Annotated in this window: 15 protein-coding genes and 1 pseudogene; 12 read left to right on the plus strand and 4 right to left on the minus strand. The window is 33.6% G+C overall.

Going from position 1 to position 19,809, the window contains the following annotated elements; all coding sequences use genetic code 11:
• The first annotated feature begins 596 nt into the window (after positions 1–596).
• Positions 597–1,886, plus strand: a pseudogene (locus tag Q9969_RS01175) (DUF4143 domain-containing protein).
• A gap of 538 nt (positions 1,887–2,424) precedes the next feature.
• On the opposite strand, the gene Q9969_RS01180 reads toward Q9969_RS01175, so the two are convergent.
• On the minus strand, positions 2,425–2,547 hold the full coding sequence (locus Q9969_RS01180) for a hypothetical protein (RefSeq protein WP_305553543.1): 123 nt from the start codon (positions 2,545–2,547) through the stop codon (positions 2,425–2,427).
• Positions 2,548–3,408: 861 nt separating this feature from the next.
• On the opposite strand from Q9969_RS01180, the gene ltrA reads away from it, so the two are divergent.
• From ltrA to Q9969_RS01195, 3 genes are all read left to right on the plus strand, one after another.
• Entirely contained in the window at positions 3,409–4,914 is a 1,506-nt protein-coding gene (gene ltrA / locus Q9969_RS01185; protein WP_305553534.1) for a group II intron reverse transcriptase/maturase, read from the plus strand.
• 254 nt (positions 4,915–5,168) lie between these two features.
• Positions 5,169–7,148 carry an ATP-dependent protease LonB gene (gene lonB / locus Q9969_RS01190; protein ID WP_305553546.1) on the plus strand — a complete coding sequence of 660 codons (1,980 nt, stop codon included), beginning with the start codon at positions 5,169–5,171 and terminating at the stop codon, positions 7,146–7,148.
• Positions 7,149–7,368: 220 nt separating this feature from the next.
• A complete protein-coding gene (locus Q9969_RS01195) occupies positions 7,369–8,799 on the plus strand; it encodes a Mur ligase family protein (protein WP_305513301.1) in 1,431 nt (476 codons plus the stop codon).
• Here Q9969_RS01195 and Q9969_RS01200 read toward each other — a convergent pair.
• Entirely contained in the window at positions 8,789–9,271 is a 483-nt protein-coding gene (locus tag Q9969_RS01200; RefSeq protein ID WP_305513300.1) for a hypothetical protein, read from the minus strand. The two genes, Q9969_RS01195 and Q9969_RS01200, sit on opposite strands and share 11 nt — an antisense overlap.
• On the minus strand, positions 9,258–10,163 hold the full coding sequence (locus Q9969_RS01205; protein ID WP_305513298.1) for an ADP-ribosylglycohydrolase family protein: 906 nt from the start codon (positions 10,161–10,163) through the stop codon (positions 9,258–9,260). The genes Q9969_RS01200 and Q9969_RS01205 overlap by 14 nt, the downstream gene beginning before the upstream one ends.
• Before the next feature lie 79 nt (positions 10,164–10,242).
• Between Q9969_RS01205 and Q9969_RS01210 the strand changes: the two genes are divergently transcribed.
• Positions 10,243–10,752, plus strand: coding sequence for a GNAT family N-acetyltransferase (locus tag Q9969_RS01210; RefSeq protein ID WP_305553549.1), 510 nt, complete (start codon positions 10,243–10,245; stop codon positions 10,750–10,752).
• Positions 10,753–10,782: 30 nt separating this feature from the next.
• Positions 10,783–11,151, plus strand: coding sequence for a zinc ribbon domain-containing protein (locus Q9969_RS01215; RefSeq protein WP_305513294.1), 369 nt, complete (start codon positions 10,783–10,785; stop codon positions 11,149–11,151).
• A gap of 10 nt (positions 11,152–11,161) precedes the next feature.
• Here Q9969_RS01215 and Q9969_RS01220 read toward each other — a convergent pair whose 3' ends face one another.
• A complete protein-coding gene (locus Q9969_RS01220) occupies positions 11,162–11,674 on the minus strand; it encodes a hypothetical protein (RefSeq protein ID WP_305513293.1) in 513 nt (170 codons plus the stop codon).
• Between the two features lie 89 nt (positions 11,675–11,763).
• Here Q9969_RS01220 and Q9969_RS01225 point away from each other — a divergent pair, with 89 nt between their 5' ends.
• The 6 genes from Q9969_RS01225 to Q9969_RS01250 all read left to right on the plus strand — a co-directional run bounded on the left by Q9969_RS01225 (position 11,764) and on the right by Q9969_RS01250 (position 19,744).
• On the plus strand, positions 11,764–12,678 hold the full coding sequence (locus Q9969_RS01225; RefSeq protein ID WP_305513291.1) for a ribose-phosphate diphosphokinase: 915 nt from the start codon (positions 11,764–11,766) through the stop codon (positions 12,676–12,678).
• 1 nt (position 12,679) lies between these two features.
• The gene (locus Q9969_RS01230; protein ID WP_305513289.1) at positions 12,680–12,970 is read left to right on the plus strand and encodes a hypothetical protein; all 291 of its coding nucleotides are present in this window, start codon (positions 12,680–12,682) and stop codon (positions 12,968–12,970) included.
• 4 nt (positions 12,971–12,974) lie between these two features.
• On the plus strand, positions 12,975–14,936 hold the full coding sequence (uvrB, locus tag Q9969_RS01235) for an excinuclease ABC subunit UvrB (protein ID WP_305553552.1): 1,962 nt from the start codon (positions 12,975–12,977) through the stop codon (positions 14,934–14,936).
• Between the two features lie 233 nt (positions 14,937–15,169).
• Positions 15,170–18,058: an excinuclease ABC subunit UvrA gene (gene uvrA, locus Q9969_RS01240; protein ID WP_305553555.1), complete on the plus strand. Its 2,889-nt coding sequence runs from the start codon at positions 15,170–15,172 to the stop codon at positions 18,056–18,058.
• 119 nt (positions 18,059–18,177) lie between these two features.
• Positions 18,178–19,389, plus strand: a complete 1,212-nt coding sequence (locus Q9969_RS01245; protein ID WP_305554129.1) for an ammonium transporter — start codon at positions 18,178–18,180, stop codon at positions 19,387–19,389.
• 16 nt (positions 19,390–19,405) lie between these two features.
• Positions 19,406–19,744, plus strand: coding sequence for a P-II family nitrogen regulator (locus Q9969_RS01250; RefSeq protein WP_305553558.1), 339 nt, complete (start codon positions 19,406–19,408; stop codon positions 19,742–19,744).
• The last annotated feature ends 65 nt before the right edge of the window (positions 19,745–19,809 follow it).

The following is a 19,809-nucleotide window of genomic DNA, read 5'->3' on the forward strand; positions in this document are numbered from 1 at the left end:
AATAATTTAAAAATGAGAAAGTTTTAATCTTATTTGAAGTATGGATTTCGCATATTTTGGTGAATGTCAATAATTTTGGAATACAAAATCAGTAAACAAAACTATTTTCATGACACGTTAAAACAATTGTTGGAAATGGTACTCATTGAACGCATCAATCCTGAAGTCAAAACGGATATGGCCTATAAAGTAACAGAGAAAGATAAAAGAATACTGGGGGGAAATAAGTTACTTGCTCTCAATTAACATCCATCATCATTATTTAAAACTTCTTTTCTGGAACGATTTGGCATATCTCAGTGAAAAACAAGATTGATTTGTGAAAAGGCGGCCGTTAATGTTAATGTCACCTCATTAAATCAAATCTAAAAAAGTAGCTATTGAATTATCAACCTTATGTTAATGGAAACATAAAATTACTCCCAAAAACTATCTTATAAGTGAAATTAAAAACCATCAATCCAATATGATTAAATTTGAAAATGATAAAAAAGCACAAATTTATAGTGTAGAAAACCACAAAAATATAGTATAAAAAAGCACAAATTTATAGTGTAGAAAACCACAAAAATATAGTTTAATGAGGTTGAAAAAATATGTCAGAAGTATATTACGAAAGAATACTGGATGAAACAATTGAAAAAAGACTTAAAATGGTGGGGGCAGTTGTTATTGAAGGTCCAAAATGGTGCGGTAAAACAACAACTGCAAAACAACATGCCAAAAGTATTTTACAACTACATGATCCAGACAATAGGCAGAACTATTTGGAGTTAGCTGAGATAATGCCTTCAAAATTATTAGAAGGTGAAAAACCTCGATTAATTGATGAATGGCAGGTCGCACCAGTATTGTGGGATGCTGTGAGAACAAAAATAGATAATACTCCAGGATACGGTCAATTTATCCTAACAGGTTCAACAAGCATTAACAATGATGAGATTATGCATACAGGAACTGGACGCGTAAGCAGAATGACAATGCTGCCTATGAGTTTATATGAAAGCAAGGAATCTAACGGTAAAATATCCATTTTGGAATTATTCAAGAATCCTGACATGAACATTGATGGAATTGAATCAGAATTAACAATTGAAGATTTGGCATTTGCAACCTGTAGAGGAGGATGGCCAGAAAGCATCATACAAACTGATAAGGAAGCACAGTTATTTGTTGGTGAAAATTATGTGGATAATATTTGTAAATCAGACATATCCACAGTTGATAGAGTTAAAAGAGATCTAAACCGAGCTAAAAAAATATTAAGATCATATGCATGAAACAATTCCACAGAAGCAACAAAACAAACCATTTTAAAAGATGTTAGGGGAAATTATCCCGACATGGCTTACTCCACATTGGACGATTATCTAAAAGCACTATTCAAATTATTTGTCACAGTAGATATTCCTGCCTGGAATCCGAATATACGGTCAAAATCTGCAATAAAATCATCAGATAAACGAGAATTCATCGACCCTTCAATAGCAACAACTCTGTTAAATTTAGACCCTGAGGGATTACTGTTCGACCTAGACACATTCGGACATATATTTGAAAACTTATGCATGAGAGATTTATCCGCATACACTTCATCCATGGGAGGGCAAGTATTCTACTATAGAGACCGTTACGGCTTGGAATGTGATTGTGTATTAACTTTAAAAAATAAAGATTATGCATTAATAGAATTTAAATTAGGAAGTACAAAAATCGAAAAAGGAGTAAAAAACTTATTAAAACTTGACAGTCTCATTAAAAAGACGATTTCTGAAACTGATTTATATATTAAAGAGCCAAAATTTTTAGCAGTGGTAACTGGAGGAAAATTTGCCAAAACAAGAGAAGATGGAGTAAAAGTCATTCCAATAGGATGTTTAAGATAAAATCATAATAAAAAACATTTTGAAAATCCAAAATGTAAACTATACTCCGAAACTAACAGGAAACATAACATCCATCTTTTTCATTGACGATTGTGTTCAACTATTCAAACTAATTTCTGAAAGGATTCATATACTCGCAGTAGAAAACAAAATTGATTTGTTAAATCCTTGCTGTTAATGTTAATGTCAACTCTTTTTATTTTATTTAATTAAGACTCGTGTTTATTTCCTTTGAAACATTTAATAGTCTCGTGTAGTTTTTCACTTTCTTTTTCAACCAGAAACCTTAGTGTATCCTGAAAATTTATTCCTTTGGTGTATTCATTAACATTGTCGAGATAGTCTTGTATGGTCAGTTCAATGTTTCTTTTCCGCTGCATCCGCTGCTGACCATAAAAAGGATTGCAGATTGAAGCAGAGGTGTTGTGATTTCAAGGAACTGTCTGATAACCTCCTTGTCAGGTAAATCCTTAAAGCTAATTTGAACAGGAAGATGCTGTTCTTTTTGTTCAATCCAGATAATGTGTGGATTTCAATTTCAAAGTACCTGTAAAAGGATTTTACTGTTGAGAGATACAATACAGCTGATGAATACATCATTGTCTGCTGGAGATGATTGTTGTAGCTTATCAGTCTCCTTTTTAGTTTTCTGTGTTTTCATCTTGCTCCTTTATCTTCTTCAATCAATTCAGCCAATGTTGTTTTCTGGAACCGTTCATGGTGTTTCAACATGTAGGTGATTGGTTGTGCATTTCTTTTTTTAGTCTATTCTGATGCAGTATTCTTCTTTCAGGTCGCTCATGTTTTCATATATCATTTTTAACTACCTTTTAACTTGTCCGAGAGCATTTGAAAAGTAAGTGCGACGGGATAGGGTCTCCTTTTTCCCTACTCTTGTATCAGTGAGACACTTCTTGTATGAAGTTGTTTTAATCCCTGTTGTGTTGGGATTTCCTCCTGTGAAATTCTTAGCTTGGTAACGAGCCTAAGAAGTTGCATGAGCAAAATGTCTAATGAAACACTAGTATCCAGTGTTGTCAGGGCTAGAGGAAGAATAAGAATGGTTAATTAAAGTGAACGAATGCAAGCATCGTGACAAATGACGATAGGTAGGATACAAAGCACTATAAAGAGTGCTACTATCGATTGCAATTAGGAAATAAGTACTTTACTTATGCTTATAACGCACAACCCGTAGAATTGCCGGTGTAAAGTTCGGACCTTACCTTATTCGTATCTGATGGGAGATTAACCCGGTAAGCCATTTGAAGTCCTAAAAGAAGACTCTTTTTTTTTAGGTAAGCGGATTGCGAATGAAGTGGAATTCTTCAGGTGGTAGAGGATTTTGAAAAAAGCGAAAGCCGTTAATTATCGAAAGATAGCAGGAAAACAGGGAAATTATTAACTGTGAACGGATACCTGCCCTTTTGTGGTAGGCATGGAAACATGGCTAACTTTCAAAGAGTAGACAACGTGTAAATAAAACTATTAATGTTTGTTTGTTAAAAGGATGGTGATAAAGTTGAGTTATGCTCAAAACAACATTGTTTTAGAGTCCACAACATCATACGCTACGCTATGGTCTGATACTGATTGGAAGAAGACCTATAAGTATGTAAATAAACAAAGATTTAGGATATTTCGTGCCGAAAGTGAAGGTGATAGTCGAAAAGTTAGAGATTTACAGCGAATGTTAGTTCGTAGCCCTGCCGCATTAAAAGTAGCAATTAAAAGGGTTACACAGACAAATAAAGGTAAAAGAACTCCTGGTGTGGATAGATATCTTGCATTAAGCGATGCTGAACGAGGAAAATTGTTTATTAAGATAATAAATAGAAATATAAACAAACATAACCCCAAGCCTGTGTATAGGACTCAAATTCCGAAAAGTAATGGTAAAACTCGTTCTCTTGGTATTCCTACCATTATTGACAGAGTTTATCAGGAATTACTTCGTTTAGTCTTGGAGCCGCAATGGGAAGCTCGTTTTGAACCTATAAGTTATGGTTTTAGGCCTGCAAGACGAGTTCATGATGCAATGGAAAGAATTTTCCATGACATACATTATCGCAGATTCAATTATGTATTCGAGGGCGATTTCAAGGCATGCTTCGATACATTAAGCCATGAATTCATCATGGAACAATTAAAAGGATTTCCGTATGTCGGATTGGTTGAAAAGTTTCTTAAAGCTGGATATGTGGAAAATGGAGAATTTTTCTCCACCAATCAAGGAACTCCACAAGGAGGGTTGTTATCGCCATTGCTAGCAAATATTGCCTTACATGGATTAGAAAACTGTTTAAATATTTCATATTATGAATACCATAGCAGTAAAGGTTATATGACTTTTATTACTCGTGGAAAATATCGGGTTGTGAGGTATGCCGATGATTTTCTTATATTTGCAAGAAATAAGGAAGATATAGAAGCAATACCTAACATTCTTAAAGAATATTTGGATAGGAGAGGTTTAATCCTCTCTGAAGACAAAACTTGTTTCACAACCATCTTTAAAGGATTTGATTTCCTAGGTTTTAATGTTAAAATCGAAAGAGATAATAAATGCATTATTAAACCATCAAAAGACTCTGTTAAAAAGGCTAAAGCCAAAATTAAAGATATCTTCGAATATGCTAAGGGACAGAATGTGGAATATCTCATTGATAAGTTAAACCCAGTGCTTGATGGCATTGCAGAATTTTGGAAACCTATGGCTTCTTCTAAAGCATTTTCAAATCTTGACAATTATATTTGGAAGAAAAATTGGAAATTCCTAAATCATCTTCATCCTAATAAAAGTTCTGGTTGGATAGTTAATAAATATTTCCCCAGACCTGAGAAAGATGATGAACATCAAGATAAATGGATTTTAACTGACTCAAATACAGGTAAACAGTTGAATAAAATGTCATGGACTAATATTGAAAGGCATACAATGATTAAACATAACTATTCGCCTTTGGACAAAAGCAAATATGATTACTTTTACAAAAGAAGACTATCGACTGCAAATATTTTCAGATAAAGGTCTATTTGAGCCGTATGTATCGAAAGATACACGTACGGTTCTCGAGAGGGTGCGGATGAGTAATCATCCAATCCTATCTAACTGTTTGAAATGTACATATTTGTACATGATGTCGAAAAGTTAATTCTTTTAGTTACTTTTGTTTACTAAAATAGAAAACTTTTTATATATCTTAAGTTTAAATAAATATTTAAATAGTATATCAAACTTAATTTTTTAATGATGAATTCTATTAAAAGGGAGGTTTATTAATGAAATTTGAAGAGCAAGAATCCATTGAAGATTCTCAAAGTGAAGAAATTGTTGAGCCGGAAATAAAAGAAACTGGTGAAAGTGAAGAAAACCAACCCATGTTAGATTATGATAATATTAAAAGTTCACAAGATATTGAAGTTCCACCCTTATTAATTGATCAGGTAATTGGACATGAAGAGTCTATTGAAACAATTAAAAAGGCAGCTAAACAAAGAAGGAATGTTTTGCTTATAGGTGATCCTGGTGTAGGTAAATCAATGCTTGCAAAAGGTATGGCGCAAATTTTGCCACATGAAAGTCTTCAGGACGTGTTGGTATATCCTAACATGGAAGATAACAATCATCCACTTATAAGGTCAGTTCCTGCTGGGGAAGGTAAAAAAATTGTAAAAGCAACAAAAGGATCTGCAAAAGGTCATGAAGAAAGAAAAACCATTATTACAATGTTTGTAATTGGTGGGATATTGGTAATCGGATTTATGTATGGCAGATTGCTGGAATCTATTATTGCAGCGGCGTTAATTTTACTTATATCTATCCAAATCAAACCAAAAAATACAAGCATGGCTCCAAAATTATTAGTTAACAATGAAGAATCAAGATTTGCACCATTTATGGATGCGACTGGAGCACATGCTGGTGCACTCCTTGGAGATGTACGCCACGATCCATATCAATCCGGAGGGCTTGGAACTCCAGCACATGAACGTGTGGAAGCGGGAATGATTCACAAAGCTAATAAAGGGGTTTTATACATTGATGAAATTGGTACAATGAGCATGAAAACTCAACAAGAATTGTTATCTGCAATGCAGGAAAAACAATATTCTATCACCGGTCAAAGTGAAAACTCAAGTGGAGCAATGGTGAGGTCCCAAGCGGCACCATGTGATTTTGTTTTAGTGGCATCCGGAAACCTTCAAGTTCTTGAAGGAATGCATATTGCAATGAGATCTAGAATTAGGGGATATGGTTACGAAGTGTTCATGAAAGATTACATGGAGGACACGACTGAGAACAGAGAAAAATTAGTTCAATTCGTAGCTCAGGAAGTTAAAAATGATGGAAGGATTCCTCATTTTGCAATTGATGCTTTAGATGAAATTATCATGGAAGCCAAAAGAAGATCAGGTAAACAAAATGCATTAACTTTAAGGTTAAGGGACTTAGGCGGGCTTGTACGTTCTGCAGGTGATGTGGCTATTGAAAAAGGAGAAAGTATTGTAACTGCCGAACATGTGGTTGAAGCTAAAAAATACGCAAGAACATTGGAACAACAAATTGCTGACAGATCCATTGTTCAAAGAAAAGATTATAGTATGGTTTCTGCTGAAGGTGGAAGGGTTGGTCTTATTAACGGACTTGCAGTAATTGGAGACAGAAGCGGTATTGTATCACCAATCGCCGCTGAAGCAGCACCGACCCAATCTAAAAATGGCGGTCAAATCATTGCCACAGGTAAACTAGGTGAAATTGCTCAGGAATCAGTTCAAAACGTAAGTGCATTAATTAAAAAATACACCAACAAGGATATCTCTCAATATGATATTCACATTCAGTTTATCCAAACTTATGATGGTGTGGAAGGGGATTCTGCCAGTGTAAGTATTGCAACAGCAGTAATTTCAGCTATTGAAGAAATCCCGATTGATCAAACTGTAGCATTAACCGGTTCACTTAATGTGCGTGGAGATGTAATGCCTATTGGTGGAGCAACTGCTAAAATTGAAGCGGCAGCGGAAGCTGGAATGAAAAAAGTATTGATTCCAAAATCTAACCTAAAAGATGTTATGATTGAGAAAAAATATGAAGATATGATTGAAATAATCCCAACTGAAACTCTAAGTGATGTTTTGGAAAATATTTTAATTAGCGGATCCAGTAAAGATAAACTAATTGAAAAAATGAAAAACATCGGGTCTAAAGTTGTTAAAAAAGTTCCACAAACTAATTTAAACAATCCAACTACTCATTAGTTGGGTTTAACTATTTTTTTTATTTATATTGGGGACGTGACATGGCTCAAAATTTTGTATAACTTATTTGAATAATATTATATGATTCCTTGCTCTAACAGTTCAAAAATAAGTAAAATTTGGAAATTATAATTTATTCTGAACGCGAAATAATCATGTTCCGACATCTATTTTATGCATATAATTAACTTTATATATTTTTTAAATCTAAAATACTCACATGGTGAGAAAATTTAGATTTAATTTTGCTAAATTAACTAGTAAAGCTACTTCACAATTGGCTAAGTATGGTTCTGGTGAAGGTAAAGCTATACCAGGGTATATATTTTTAAAAGTTGGTGGAATCGAATCTTTGAGGGAATTGGCTAATGAACTTAAATTAGGTTCTATTTTAGTAACAGGTACTAATGGTAAAACAACTACAACAACTTTTTTAATTAAATTATTATCTAATGATCTGAAAATAAGAAAAAGTTTTGAAAGCAATACAATCAATTCAATCACAACTAGTCTTTTAAAACAGAAAGGGGATTTGGGTGTATTTGAATATGGGATAAGAAATGTCGAATTCGGAATTCCCGATAAAGTTCAAAATGTTCTAAAACCAATTGGTGTAGTTTACACGACTATTTCTAAAGAACATACTCAAGTTAATGGGGTTAAAAACCCGTTTTTATCATATTACCATGCGAAAAAATTGTTAACACAAGATATGGAACATGGAGTGATTGTAACTAATTGTGATGATCCAAGAACTGCATTAATAGGTATTAATAAACAGGATAGAGTTAAAATCAATTATTATGGAATTGATACTGATAAAATAAAAGATATCTATGATGTAGGCTCAGTAAAATGCCCTAAATGTAATGAACATGACTTAAATTACTCTAAAGTATTCATGAATCATAGGGGATTTTATGAATGTGAATGCGGATTCAAACGTCCAGAACCAAATGTCAAATTATGCGACATTGAGTTCGGAGTCGATTATTGGAAATTAGAAATTGAGGGTGATTTATTTAATTATCCTGCAAAAGAAAATGTTTCTTTTGAATTGGAATTGAATGTTCTTCCATTCGGATTTCACAATATCTACAATACATTAGCTGCAATTACTGCATATGCATCATTCACACCAAAAATTGATAATATAGAGAATACTATTAAAAATGTATTTGACAATTTAGACAGCTCATTTATTCCACCTGGAAGATTTGAAGTTGTCAAATTTAATCAGAAAGTCATCGGTTTAGGTCAGGGAGATAATGGAGACGCATTAAAAATAAATGGATTGTTTATGAGTCAATTTATTAAGGAACCATTGGAATTTATTTATACTACTCCTGATGAATATGAGGAAGAAATATTTCAGGACCATCTAAAAACAATTGAATGTCTAAATCCCGAACATATAATTGTTGTTCCGGGAAGAAAATCTGTAAAAAAAGCCGAAGAATATTATAATTTGATTAAAAAAGAATTTGATAATGTTGATTTTTATCCATTGAGTTATAAGGAAATGGATGTTAAAATTAAAAAATTAACAGAGTTGGCTACACATTCCAACTACGATTATGTTATGATGTCTGGCTGCGGCGAAGAACAAGCAATGTGGGAAAAAATAAAAAGAAATATAGTTAATAGATAATTTTGCTATCTATAATTTCTTTAATTGTTTTATAAAATTCACAGTCACTTTCTTCCATTTTTTCAAAGTTTGAATCAATGTTGCAACTGCAAATGTCACTTTTCCCGATAACATATTCTTGGGAGCCTTTTTTAACTAAGATCCCGAATAATTTTTCTTCAGGGTCACTATATGTATCAAATTCTTCCTGTGTGAGCTGTAGGTTATAGTCTTTAATAGAAAATATGTCGCATTCATTCAAAACAGGTACAAATGTCATCATACCGTATGGGAGGAATATATTTTCATTTTCATGGATTTTAATGAGTTTCTCTTCATATGAGTCCTCATCTGTTATTCCATAACCTTTCATCTCCAGGATATTATTTGTTTTCATGTAATTTTCATCATCAATGACAAAAGCAAGTAAATTAGGGTCAATATAATTATCGCATGTAGCTCTAATATTTTTAATAGTTTCACCAATGTTCATCACAAATCGCCTCGAACTTTTCACATAATGATTTTACTTCCTCAATTTTATCAATTTCACCGATCCACTCTACAGGTATCGAATCATAACCATAATAAATTCCAGCTAAACCGCCGCAAATAGCCGCATTCGTATCAGTGTCTCCGCCAATATTTACAGCTTCAAGTACTGCATCTTTGTAATTGTCAGTTGTAAGAAGTGAATGCACAACACATTCAAAGGTATAAATCACATAACCTTTGCCACTTAAGCAATCCAAATCATTGTTGAATATCTTTTCAAAGTATATTAGTTGATTGGAATCTTTATAATATTCTTTAATTTTATCATATGCTAAATGAAGGTGTTCTTCAATTGTTAAATTGTTTTTAAGCATGGATTTAGCTATTTCGACATATAGTACGCAGGCAATCTTTGACCTTGCATGGGCATGGGTTAAAGCTGAAACATTTTCAATAGTCTCATAATCAATATCTCCAATGTATGATAGCGGCAAAATTCTCATTAAGGAACCATTTCCATTGTCTTGCTCTTCTCCACATCCGGATTTTAATGCGGGAATTCCTCTTTGATAATTAGCAATAGCCGTTCCAACAGTTATCCCGCAATCGAATACTACGCTGCCTTGCATATATTTGGCATAATTATGCCAGTCACAGAATTTAATCATCATATCTTCCAGGTCAATTCCATTTTTTTCCACGATGCTGTCCATTGTAGCAAGTGTCATTGCAGAATCATCAGACCAGGTTCCTTTAGGCTGATTATATGTGCCATGACCTCTCATACCAGTGACAGGATTTTTCCTAAGTGTTTTTCCTGATTTAAACTCGACAGGAACTCCAAGTGCATCTCCAACAATAAAACCAATTATGCCATCCTGAACTTTCATGTCTAAATCTTTATTGATTATAGTAATTAATTGTGTTTATCGGTTAATTTTATAATTTCATAAAACAAATTTTATATAGATGATTATAAAAACAAAAAATCTCTGTTTAAGGCATTGGCACAAATCGGATGCCGAATCTCTCTACAATCTGGCTAAAAATCCAAACATTGGTCCTGTTGCAGGTTGGCCACCTCACAAAAGCATTGACTATAGCTTGAATATTATTAATACAGTATTTGCTCGTGATGAATGTTATGCAGTAACTAAAAATGATGATTTAATAGGTTGTGCCGAGCTTTTAATTCACCCGGACACTAATCATTGGTGGGGGGAGGATTCAGCTGAACTTGGTTATTGGATAGGCAGTCAATATCAGGGTAGAGGATATGCGAGCGAAGCCTCTAAGGCATTAATTTCAAGAGCTTTTAATCAGTTAAACATTAAACGAATTTTTGCAACATATAAAAGTGAAAATATCCAGTCTAAGAGAGTTTTAGAAAAATTAGGATTTGAATACTACTCCCAATTAAATAATATTGATTATTTGAATAGGCCTTTTCGCGAAATCGCTGTGATATTAGAAAAATAGTTATATATTAAAACATATTAACTTTAACTAATGACAAGAATATGTAAAAATTGTGATTTTGTTAATCAGGATGATTATGATTATTGTGCTAAATGTGGAACTCCACTTGTTGAAGGAATTAAACCTAAACAGATTTATGTTTACAAATCAGATCAACTTCAAATAAATAAAAAAGCACTTATTGCAGCTTATATTGTAACTATATTTTTGTCTTGGTGTGGTTTTGTAGTGGGTCTTATTTCAAAACATACTAATTTGGCAGTTTTCACATTCTTCGGTTTTTTCATGCCATTTTATCTGGTTCAATCACCTCATCCAACCTTAAGAAAGCATGGCATGATTATGATGGTAATATCTCTTTTTGGTGTAGCGCTCTCGTTTTATGTTATGCTTCATTAAAAATGAATAATTAAACTGGGATAAATTTGATGTTTCCTAACAATATTTGTATTGGAATCATAGGAACGTTAATTCCATTTTGAAGCATTGCAACACTCATGGAATCTCCTCTGGACATGGTTCCGGCAACATTTTCATTGCTTGCATAACCATTGTATGCATCATTTGACCTAATGTTGTCCACTATGCCAAAACCGAAAATGGCTTGAGCAGCATGATTGTTTACACTGACGATTAAATGAGGACTCTTATTATAACTGTATTCCATAATTTCCTTTACAGCCCCATATGGATCTTCAGGATTGTTTATATGGACATTATGCAATGTTTGTCCTTGTGAATTAATGGAATTTCCGGGATAAATCCATTCAAATCCAGTTATGGAAAATGATGCGGCCATATCGATACTTGCATCTTCCTCTGCATCTTCTGCAACCACTATCACAGGACTATTTATAGTAATTGTTGATAATAACAAGACCATCACTACAATTCCTATAAGGATAAAATGTATCTTTTTCATAATTATTCTTTTAAGAATTTTAAATATTAATACTTAACTTTTTTAATGAATTAAAACATATATAAATTCATAGAAATTTTGGTGATAATGTGATTATAGGCGGTTCATCTTCACAAGACTTAGCAGCTAATGTTGCAAAAGAACTCTCAGAAGAGTTATGTTATGTTGAAACTCGAAAGTTTCCAGATGGAGAAAGATATTTAAGAATTATTGGAGAAATTGAAGACGAAGTAACAATTATTCAATCAACAGGATATCCTCAAGATGAAAATTTAATGGAATTATTATTTATAATTTCAAACCTTAAGGATTTGGGAGCAAAAAAAGTCAAAGTCGTTGTTCCTTATATGGGTTATGCAAGACAAGAAAAACGATTCAATCCCGGCGAAACAATTTCAGCTAAAATCGTCTGTGATTTAATTCAAGCGGCCGGTGCTGATGAGTTTATCACTTTCAATATTCATGAAGAATGTGTTTTAAACTTTTTCGACATCCCTGCAAGAAACATATCAGCCATGCCTGCTATTGCAGAATACTTGGATAAAAAATACTTTAAAAAAAGTGGTGAAAAACCATTAATTATCGCACCGGATAAAGGGGCCTACGGTTTTGCACAGGAGATATCTGAAATTATCGGATGTGAATGCACTTATTTAACTAAAGTCCGTTTGGGGCCTGATAAAGTCGAAACTAAAATAGTTGATGTTAGATGTGATAGTGAGAGTGAAAACACTGTTAATGTTGATAGCGTAAAGGGAATGCATGCAATTATTATTGATGATATTATAGCAACTGGAGGAACTATTGTTAATGCTATTAACATCTTAAAACAATATGGCGCTTCATCAATCGATGTATGTTGCGTACATCCAATTTTAACCAATAACGGAGCTACCAGAATTTATTCTGCTGGTGCTGATAAAATCATTGGAACTAACACCTTATCTTCTGACACTTCACGGGTATCTATTGCAAAAGCGATTGCAGATGCATTGAGGCAGTAAAATGGATAAAGAAACTATTAAAAAAGAATTAACTGAGGAATCAAATAATATTTTGGCTAAGTATAGTGAACCTGATGTTGTTGATGGGGTTTCTGTAATGAATATGTCTTCAAAAACAGTATTTTTAGGTTCTCTTAGGGTTTACAATGAAGATGTTGTAGGTAATATTAAAAAGGATTTAGAAAAAAGATTTAAAAATTATGGGGATTTATCAATAAGGGATGAAAAAGTTGTTCCTTGCTGTGCTCCGAGATACATACATATTAGTTTCAATATTTCAATTTCCAACTGATATTATGAAGGAATTCAAATTAAAATCACCTTATAATCCATTAGGCGATCAACCAAAAGCCATTAACTCTTTAGCTCAAGGAATAAATGATGATGTAAAAGAACAAACACTTTTAGGTGTAACCGGTTCTGGTAAGACTTTTACAATGGCAAATGTCATTGAAAAAGTCCAAAAACCTACACTTGTCATTTCACATAATAAAACATTGGCAGCACAATTATATGAAGAATTTAAAGAATTCTTCCCAGACAACGCTGTTGAGTACTTTGTTAGCTATTATGATTATTACCAGCCTGAAGCATATGTGCCAAGAACGGATACATTCATTGATAAGGAAGCTTCAATTAATGAAGACATTGATATAATGAGACATTCAGCAACCCAATCTCTCCTTTCAAGAGATGATGTTATTGTTGTAAGTAGTGTAAGTTGTATTTATGGTATTGGGTCTCCTGAGGATTATGGCGAATTTGCTTTCGGAATTCATGTTGGCGACATTTATGATAGGTCTGAAATTCTAAAAAGATTGATTTTCATGCAGTATGAGAGAAATGATATTGAATTCGACCGTGGACAGTTCAGGGTCAGAGGAGATGTCATTGAAATTAATCCTGTTCATGGAACGCCGCCGATTAGAATTGAATTGTTTGGTGATGAAATAGATGCAATTAGCATAATTGACAAGGTCACTGGAAAAAAGCAGGAATCCCTTAAAAGATACATGATTTACCCTGCAAAGCATTTTGTCGTTGGCCAGGATAAGATGGATACCGCTCTTTTAAAAATTAATACTGAATTGGATGAAAGATTGTCTGAGCTAAATGCAACTGGAAAGTTATTGGAAGCTCAAAGACTGGAGCAGAGGACTCGCTTTGATATTGAAATGCTTCAGGAAATGGGGTATTGTCCGGGAATTGAAAATTATTCAATGCATTTATCAGGACGTAAATGGGGAGAAAAGCCATATTCCCTATTGAAATATTTTCCAGATGACTATTTGACCATCATTGATGAATCTCACGTTACTGTTCCTCAAATTAGAGGAATGTATAATGGAGACAGAGCGCGTAAAGAGACTTTAGTAGAGCATGGTTTCAGATTGCCTTCCGCTAAAGAAAATAGGCCTTTAAGATTCGATGAGTTTGAATCATCAATAAATCAGGTTATTTATGTATCGGCAACACCGGGCAAATATGAACTTGCAAAATCAAGAAATGTTGTTGAACAGATTATCCGGCCAACTGGTTTAGTGGACCCGGAAGTTTTAATAAGGCCAGTAACCGGCCAGGTAGAAGATTTGCTTAAAGAGGTTAGATTAACTACCAAGAAGGACGAAAGAGTTTTAGTCACTACTTTAACAAAAAGAATGGCAGAAGACCTAACAGATTATTATGCTAGAATTGGTATTAAAGTAAGATATATGCACTCTGAAATTGATACATTAGAGAGAATTGACATTGTAGATGATTTAAGGCGCGGCAAATTTGATGTTTTAGTTGGTGTAAACCTATTGAGGGAAGGTTTGGATCTTCCTGAAGTTTCTTTAGTAGCTATTTTAGATGCAGATAAGGAAGGATTTTTAAGAAATGAAACTTCATTAATACAGACAATCGGCCGTGCTGCAAGAAACGTTAACGGTCGTGTAATAATGTATGTGGATGACATGACAGATTCTGTTAGAAATGCATATGACACTACACTTAAAAGGCGCAAATTGCAAATGAAATATAATGAAGTTCATGGCATCACACCAAAATCCACTCAAAGAACATTAAAAGAGAAGTTAGTTGAAGATGACAAATACAAAGTCATTGGTGCTGATGTCAATAGTATGCCAAAAGATGAGCTTCGTTTATTAATTAATGATCTGGAAAAAGATATGAAAGATGCGGCTGCAAGACTTGACTTTGAAAGGGCAGCTGATTTGAGAAACAAGCTTTATGCCTTGAAAGGATTTGATAGGTAGTTTTTAATTTATTTTAGATAACGGCATCACTGAAGATGTCCTTATTGGAGATGAAACAATGCCATTCTATTGGGATTTACCGGATAATTTCTCAATTAAGTGCCGGACATTAAAACAATATTGATTTTAAATAAATTATTGATTATCAATCATATGTTAATTTTTACTTTCCAAATGCTCTGTCTAAATTATTTTATATATAATCAGATCTAATAATATTATGGAGTTTTATTATGACTAATGAAGATAAAAAGCAAATTATCATCAAAGGTGCACGTGAACATAATTTACAAGATATTGATGTTAGCGTCCCCCGTGATGAATTTATTGTAATTACCGGTCTAAGCGGGTCTGGAAAGTCTTCACTTGCTTTCGATACAATTTATGCTGAAGGACAGCGTAGATATGTTGAATCATTATCAGCTTATGCAAGGCAATTTTTAGGTCAAATGAAAAAGCCTGAAATGGAATCCATAGAGGGTTTGTCTCCAGCCATTTCAATTGACCAGAAAACTACAAGGGAAAATCCAAGATCTACTGTAGGTACAATTACTGAAATTTACGATTATTTAAGATTATTATTTGCAAGAATCGGTATTCCGCATTGTCCTAATTGTGGAAAAGAAATCTCACAACAGACTATCGGCCAAATTGCTGAGACTATCATTGAAGAAGGGGAAGGAATTAAAATTCAAATTTTATCTCCTGTAGTTCGTGATAAAAAAGGTCAATTCAAAGACGTTTTTGAGGACCTTAGAAATAAAGGATTTGTAAGGGTTCGTGTTGATGGGAAAATCCGTGATTTAGATGAGGATATTGGTCTTGCAAAGACTTACAGGCACAATATTGATGTTGTTGTTGACAGATTAAAAATTAGAAAAGATGTTGATTTTAAAAGGAGATTGGTTGATTCTCTAGAAACTGCAGCGGAATTCACAGACGGATTAATTAGTGTGTTATTTGACGGTGATGATGGGGAGTATGAGAAAAAATACTCTGAACATTTTGCTTGTGTTGATTGTGGAATAAACTTTGAAGAATTGACTCCAAGGATGTTTTCCTTCAATGCTCCACAAGGAGCATGTCCAGAATGCAATGGTATTGGTTCTAAATTAGAAATTGACCCGGATTTGGTAGTTCCGGACAGGTCATTAACTTTAAATGAAGGAGCTATTGTGCCATGGGCAAGTTCGGCTAAAAAAGAAAATTATTACTTCCAAATGCTTGATGCCGTTTCTAAACATTTTAATTTCAGCATGGATGTTCCATTTAATGAACTTGATAAGGAATATCAAAACATAATTCTTTTTGGTTGTGATGAGAAGATCCCATTCAATTTTAAAAGAAGAAATAAATCTTATATGGTTAATCGTAAATTTGAGGGTGTCGTTCCAAGAATGCAAAGATTATACTTTGAAACTAAATCAAGCTATTCAAGAAAATATCTCTCAAAATTCATGTCCGATAGGAAATGTTATGTCTGTGACGGCAAGCGTTTAAGGCCTGAAGTATTATCAGTCACTGTTGGCGGAAAATCAATCATTGATGTGTGTGATTTAGCAATCAAAGATTCATATCAATTTTTCCAAGATTTGGAATTAAGTGAAAGAGAAAATTTCATCGCAAAAGAGGTTTTAAAAGAAATCAAAGAGCGTTTAAGTTTTTTAGTTGAAGTGGGCCTTGATTATTTATCCATGTCAAGATCATCAGGTACATTATCAGGTGGTGAAGCTCAAAGAATTAGATTAGCTACTCAAATAGGTTCTGGACTTGTTGGAGTATTATACATTTTAGACGAACCAAGTATAGGGCTTCATCAAAGGGATAATATCAAACTTATTGATGCATTAAAAAGACTTAAAGACTTAGGTAATACTTTAGTGGTTGTCGAACACGATGAAGAAACCATTTTATCAGCAGATCATGTTGTAGATATTGGTCCGGGAGCCGGTGAGCATGGCGGTAAAGTCGTAGCTCAAGGAACACCATTGGATATAATGAATAATCCCGATTCAGTTACAGGCCAATACATCTCAAGGGTTAAAAAAATTGACATACCAAAACAGAGGAGACATGGGAATGGGAAATTTATTAAAATTATTGGAGCTGAACAAAACAATCTTAAAAATATTGATGTTGAAATCCCTCTAGGTAAATTTACTTGTGTAACTGGTGTTAGTGGTTCTGGTAAAAGTAGTTTGATTAATGAAATCCTATACAAGGGAGCTCAGGGCAAATTATCTAAAAAATTCATGTTTGCCGGCAAATATAAAGAAATTGAAGGGCTTGAAAACATAGATAAAGTTATTGCAATTGATCAAAAACCTATTGGAAGAACTCCCAGATCAAATCCTGCAACATACACTGGTGTATTTACTGATATTCGTGAGTTATTTGCAAATACTCCTGAATCAAAAGCAAGAGGTTATAAACCTGGAAGGTTCTCATTTAATGTTAAAGGAGGAAGATGTGAAGCTTGTTCTGGTGATGGTATTGTTCAAATTGAAATGCACTTTTTAGCTGATGTTTATGTTCCTTGTGAAGTTTGCGGTGGTAAAAGATACAATGAAGAGACTTTAGATATTCGTTATAAAGGTAAAAACATTTATGAAGTCTTAGAAATGACTGTTGAAGAAGCTTTAGAATTCTTTGAAAACATTCCTAAAATCACTAAGAAACTTCAAACATTATATGATGTTGGATTAGGATATATGAAGATAGGTCAACCTGCAACAACATTGTCTGGTGGGGAAGCTCAAAGAATTAAGTTGTCTAAAGAGTTATCAAGAACCAGCACTGGTAAAACATTATACATTCTTGATGAACCAACTACTGGTCTTCACTTTGATGATATTAAAAGACTTTTGGATGTACTTTATAGATTGACTGATGCAGGTAACTCTGTTGTTGTTATTGAACATAATTTGGATGTTATTAAAACTGCGGATCATATTATTGATCTTGGTCCTGAAGGGGGAGATGGTGGTGGAGAGGTTATTGCTACTGGAACTCCTGAGGAGATTGCTAAGGCTGGAACTTACACAGGTGAGTTTTTAGATCGTATGCTTGATGAAAATATCACTCCTTATGCTAAAGAATTAGTAGAGGATATTGGTAAATAATTTCTTCTTTTTATTATTATTTTTTTAAATTTTCATTAACATTTATATAGTATTTTTTTATAATATATTGTCGGAAGGTATATTCCGACGTTATACTTCCGTTAATTTATTTAGTGATTATTATGGTTTTAAGTACAGGAAATACTGCTTGGATGCTAGTTTCATTAATATTGGTTTTATTGATGAGTGTTCTGGGAATAACATTTTTTTATGGTGGTTTATCAAAAAGAAAAAACGTTCTAAACTCAATGTTTTTATCATTGATTGCATTTGCAATAGCTAGCTTAATTTGGATTTTGTATGGTTATCAATTTTCATTTTCAACCTCAAGTTTGGGAGATTTTATTGGAATACCTGCTAGTTTGTTTATGGATGGAATTGGAGTTGATTCATTAACAGGAACCATTCCAACACTGGTTTTTGCAGGATTCGAACTAACATTTGCAGCTTTAACCGCAGCTATTGTAGCTGGTGCAGTTGTTGGAAGGATGAAAACAAAAGCATGGATTATATTTACAATTTTATGGGTTAGTTTGGTTTATATTCCAATTTGCCATTGGATATGGGGTGGAGGATGGTTAATGAACTTAGGTGCGGTTGATTTTGCCGGAGGAGTTCCAGTTGAGGTTAACTCTGGTTTTTCAGCTCTTGCATTAGCATTGATATTAGGAAAAAGAAAAGATGTTTCATTACTTCCCCATAATTTAGGCTATTCGATTTTAGGAGCTGGATTTTTATGGTTCGGATGGATGAGATTCAATGGAGGATCTGCACTTGCAGCTAATGGTTTAGCAGGTTCTGCAATTTTAGTTTCTAATACTGCTGCAGTTGTTGCAATGCTTACTTGGCTGGCTTTGGATTATTTCAAAGTTGGAAAGCCAACAGTTTTAGGGGCAATCACTGGTGCAGTTGCAGGATTGGTCGCCATTACTCCTGCTGCAGGTTATGTCTCTCTTTCAGGTTCAATAGTAATAGGTTTAGGTGCATCTTTAATTTCTTACTTTGCTGTTTACAATCTTAAAGCAAGATTTGGTTATGATGATGCATTGGATGTATTTGGTGTTCATGGACTTTCTGGCGTTTGGGGATTGATTGCCACTGGTTTATTTGCATCCCCTGCAATAAATGGGGTGGCGGGATTTTTTTATGGAAACCCCAGTCAGCTAACACTTCAAATAATAGCTGTTGCTGCAACTGCAATTTATGCATTTGCAGTAAGTCTTTTAATAGCAAAAGCATTAGATATTATTATGGGATTGAGAGTAAACGATAGAGAAGAAATTACCGGTCTTGATTCAGCACTACATCAGGAATCAGGATACAGACTTTAACAATGTTTGGGATATTATGAAAAGAATTATCGCAGTAATAAGAGAAGAAATGTTTGAAAATGTTAAAATGGCACTTTTAGAAGCAGGTTGTGAGGGAATGAATGTTTCTGCTGTAAAAGGAAAGGGAAGACAGTTAGGCATTAGAGAATCTTACAGAGGTTCTAGTTATTGCATTGATTTAATTCCAAAAACAAGGGTTGAATTAATTGTCAATGAGAATGATTTGGATAGAATTATTGATGTCATTGTTGAAAGTGCAAGAACCGGAGATGTTGGGGATGGTAAAATTTTTGTCTCAGATGTAGAAGAGGTCATCAGAATCAGGACTGGTGAGAGAGGTTCTGACGCTGTTTAATTTATTAATTATAATTTATATTAACCTCTTATTTTTCATTATTTTTTTTAAATTTATTCATTTTT

Origin of the sequence: Methanobrevibacter sp. V74 (assembly GCF_963082495.1) — an archaeon.
In the GTDB taxonomy this organism is placed as follows: Archaea; Methanobacteriota; Methanobacteria; order Methanobacteriales; family Methanobacteriaceae; genus Methanocatella.

Bases quoted from the DNA above. Each gene is read 5' to 3' on its own strand.
- Q9969_RS01210 (WP_305553549.1), top strand. From the start codon at position 10,243: ATGATTATAAAAACAAAAAATCTCTGTTTAAGGCATTGGCACAAATCG.
- Q9969_RS01215 (WP_305513294.1), top strand. From the start codon at position 10,783: ATGACAAGAATATGTAAAAATTGTGATTTTGTTAATCAGGATGATTAT.
- Q9969_RS01220 (WP_305513293.1), bottom strand. From the start codon at position 11,674: ATGAAAAAGATACATTTTATCCTTATAGGAATTGTAGTGATGGTCTTG.
- Q9969_RS01180 (WP_305553543.1), bottom strand. From the start codon at position 2,547: ATGAAAACACAGAAAACTAAAAAGGAGACTGATAAGCTACAACAATCA.
- Q9969_RS01205 (WP_305513298.1), bottom strand. From the start codon at position 10,163: ATGAAAGTTCAGGATGGCATAATTGGTTTTATTGTTGGAGATGCACTT.
- Q9969_RS01200 (WP_305513300.1), bottom strand. From the start codon at position 9,271: ATGAACATTGGTGAAACTATTAAAAATATTAGAGCTACATGCGATAAT.
- lonB (WP_305553546.1), top strand. From the start codon at position 5,169: ATGAAATTTGAAGAGCAAGAATCCATTGAAGATTCTCAAAGTGAAGAA.
- Q9969_RS01250 (WP_305553558.1), top strand. From the start codon at position 19,406: ATGAAAAGAATTATCGCAGTAATAAGAGAAGAAATGTTTGAAAATGTT.
- uvrA (WP_305553555.1), top strand. From the start codon at position 15,170: ATGACTAATGAAGATAAAAAGCAAATTATCATCAAAGGTGCACGTGAA.
- Q9969_RS01195 (WP_305513301.1), top strand. From the start codon at position 7,369: ATGGTGAGAAAATTTAGATTTAATTTTGCTAAATTAACTAGTAAAGCT.
- uvrB (WP_305553552.1), top strand. From the start codon at position 12,975: ATGAAGGAATTCAAATTAAAATCACCTTATAATCCATTAGGCGATCAA.
- Q9969_RS01230 (WP_305513289.1), top strand. From the start codon at position 12,680: ATGGATAAAGAAACTATTAAAAAAGAATTAACTGAGGAATCAAATAAT.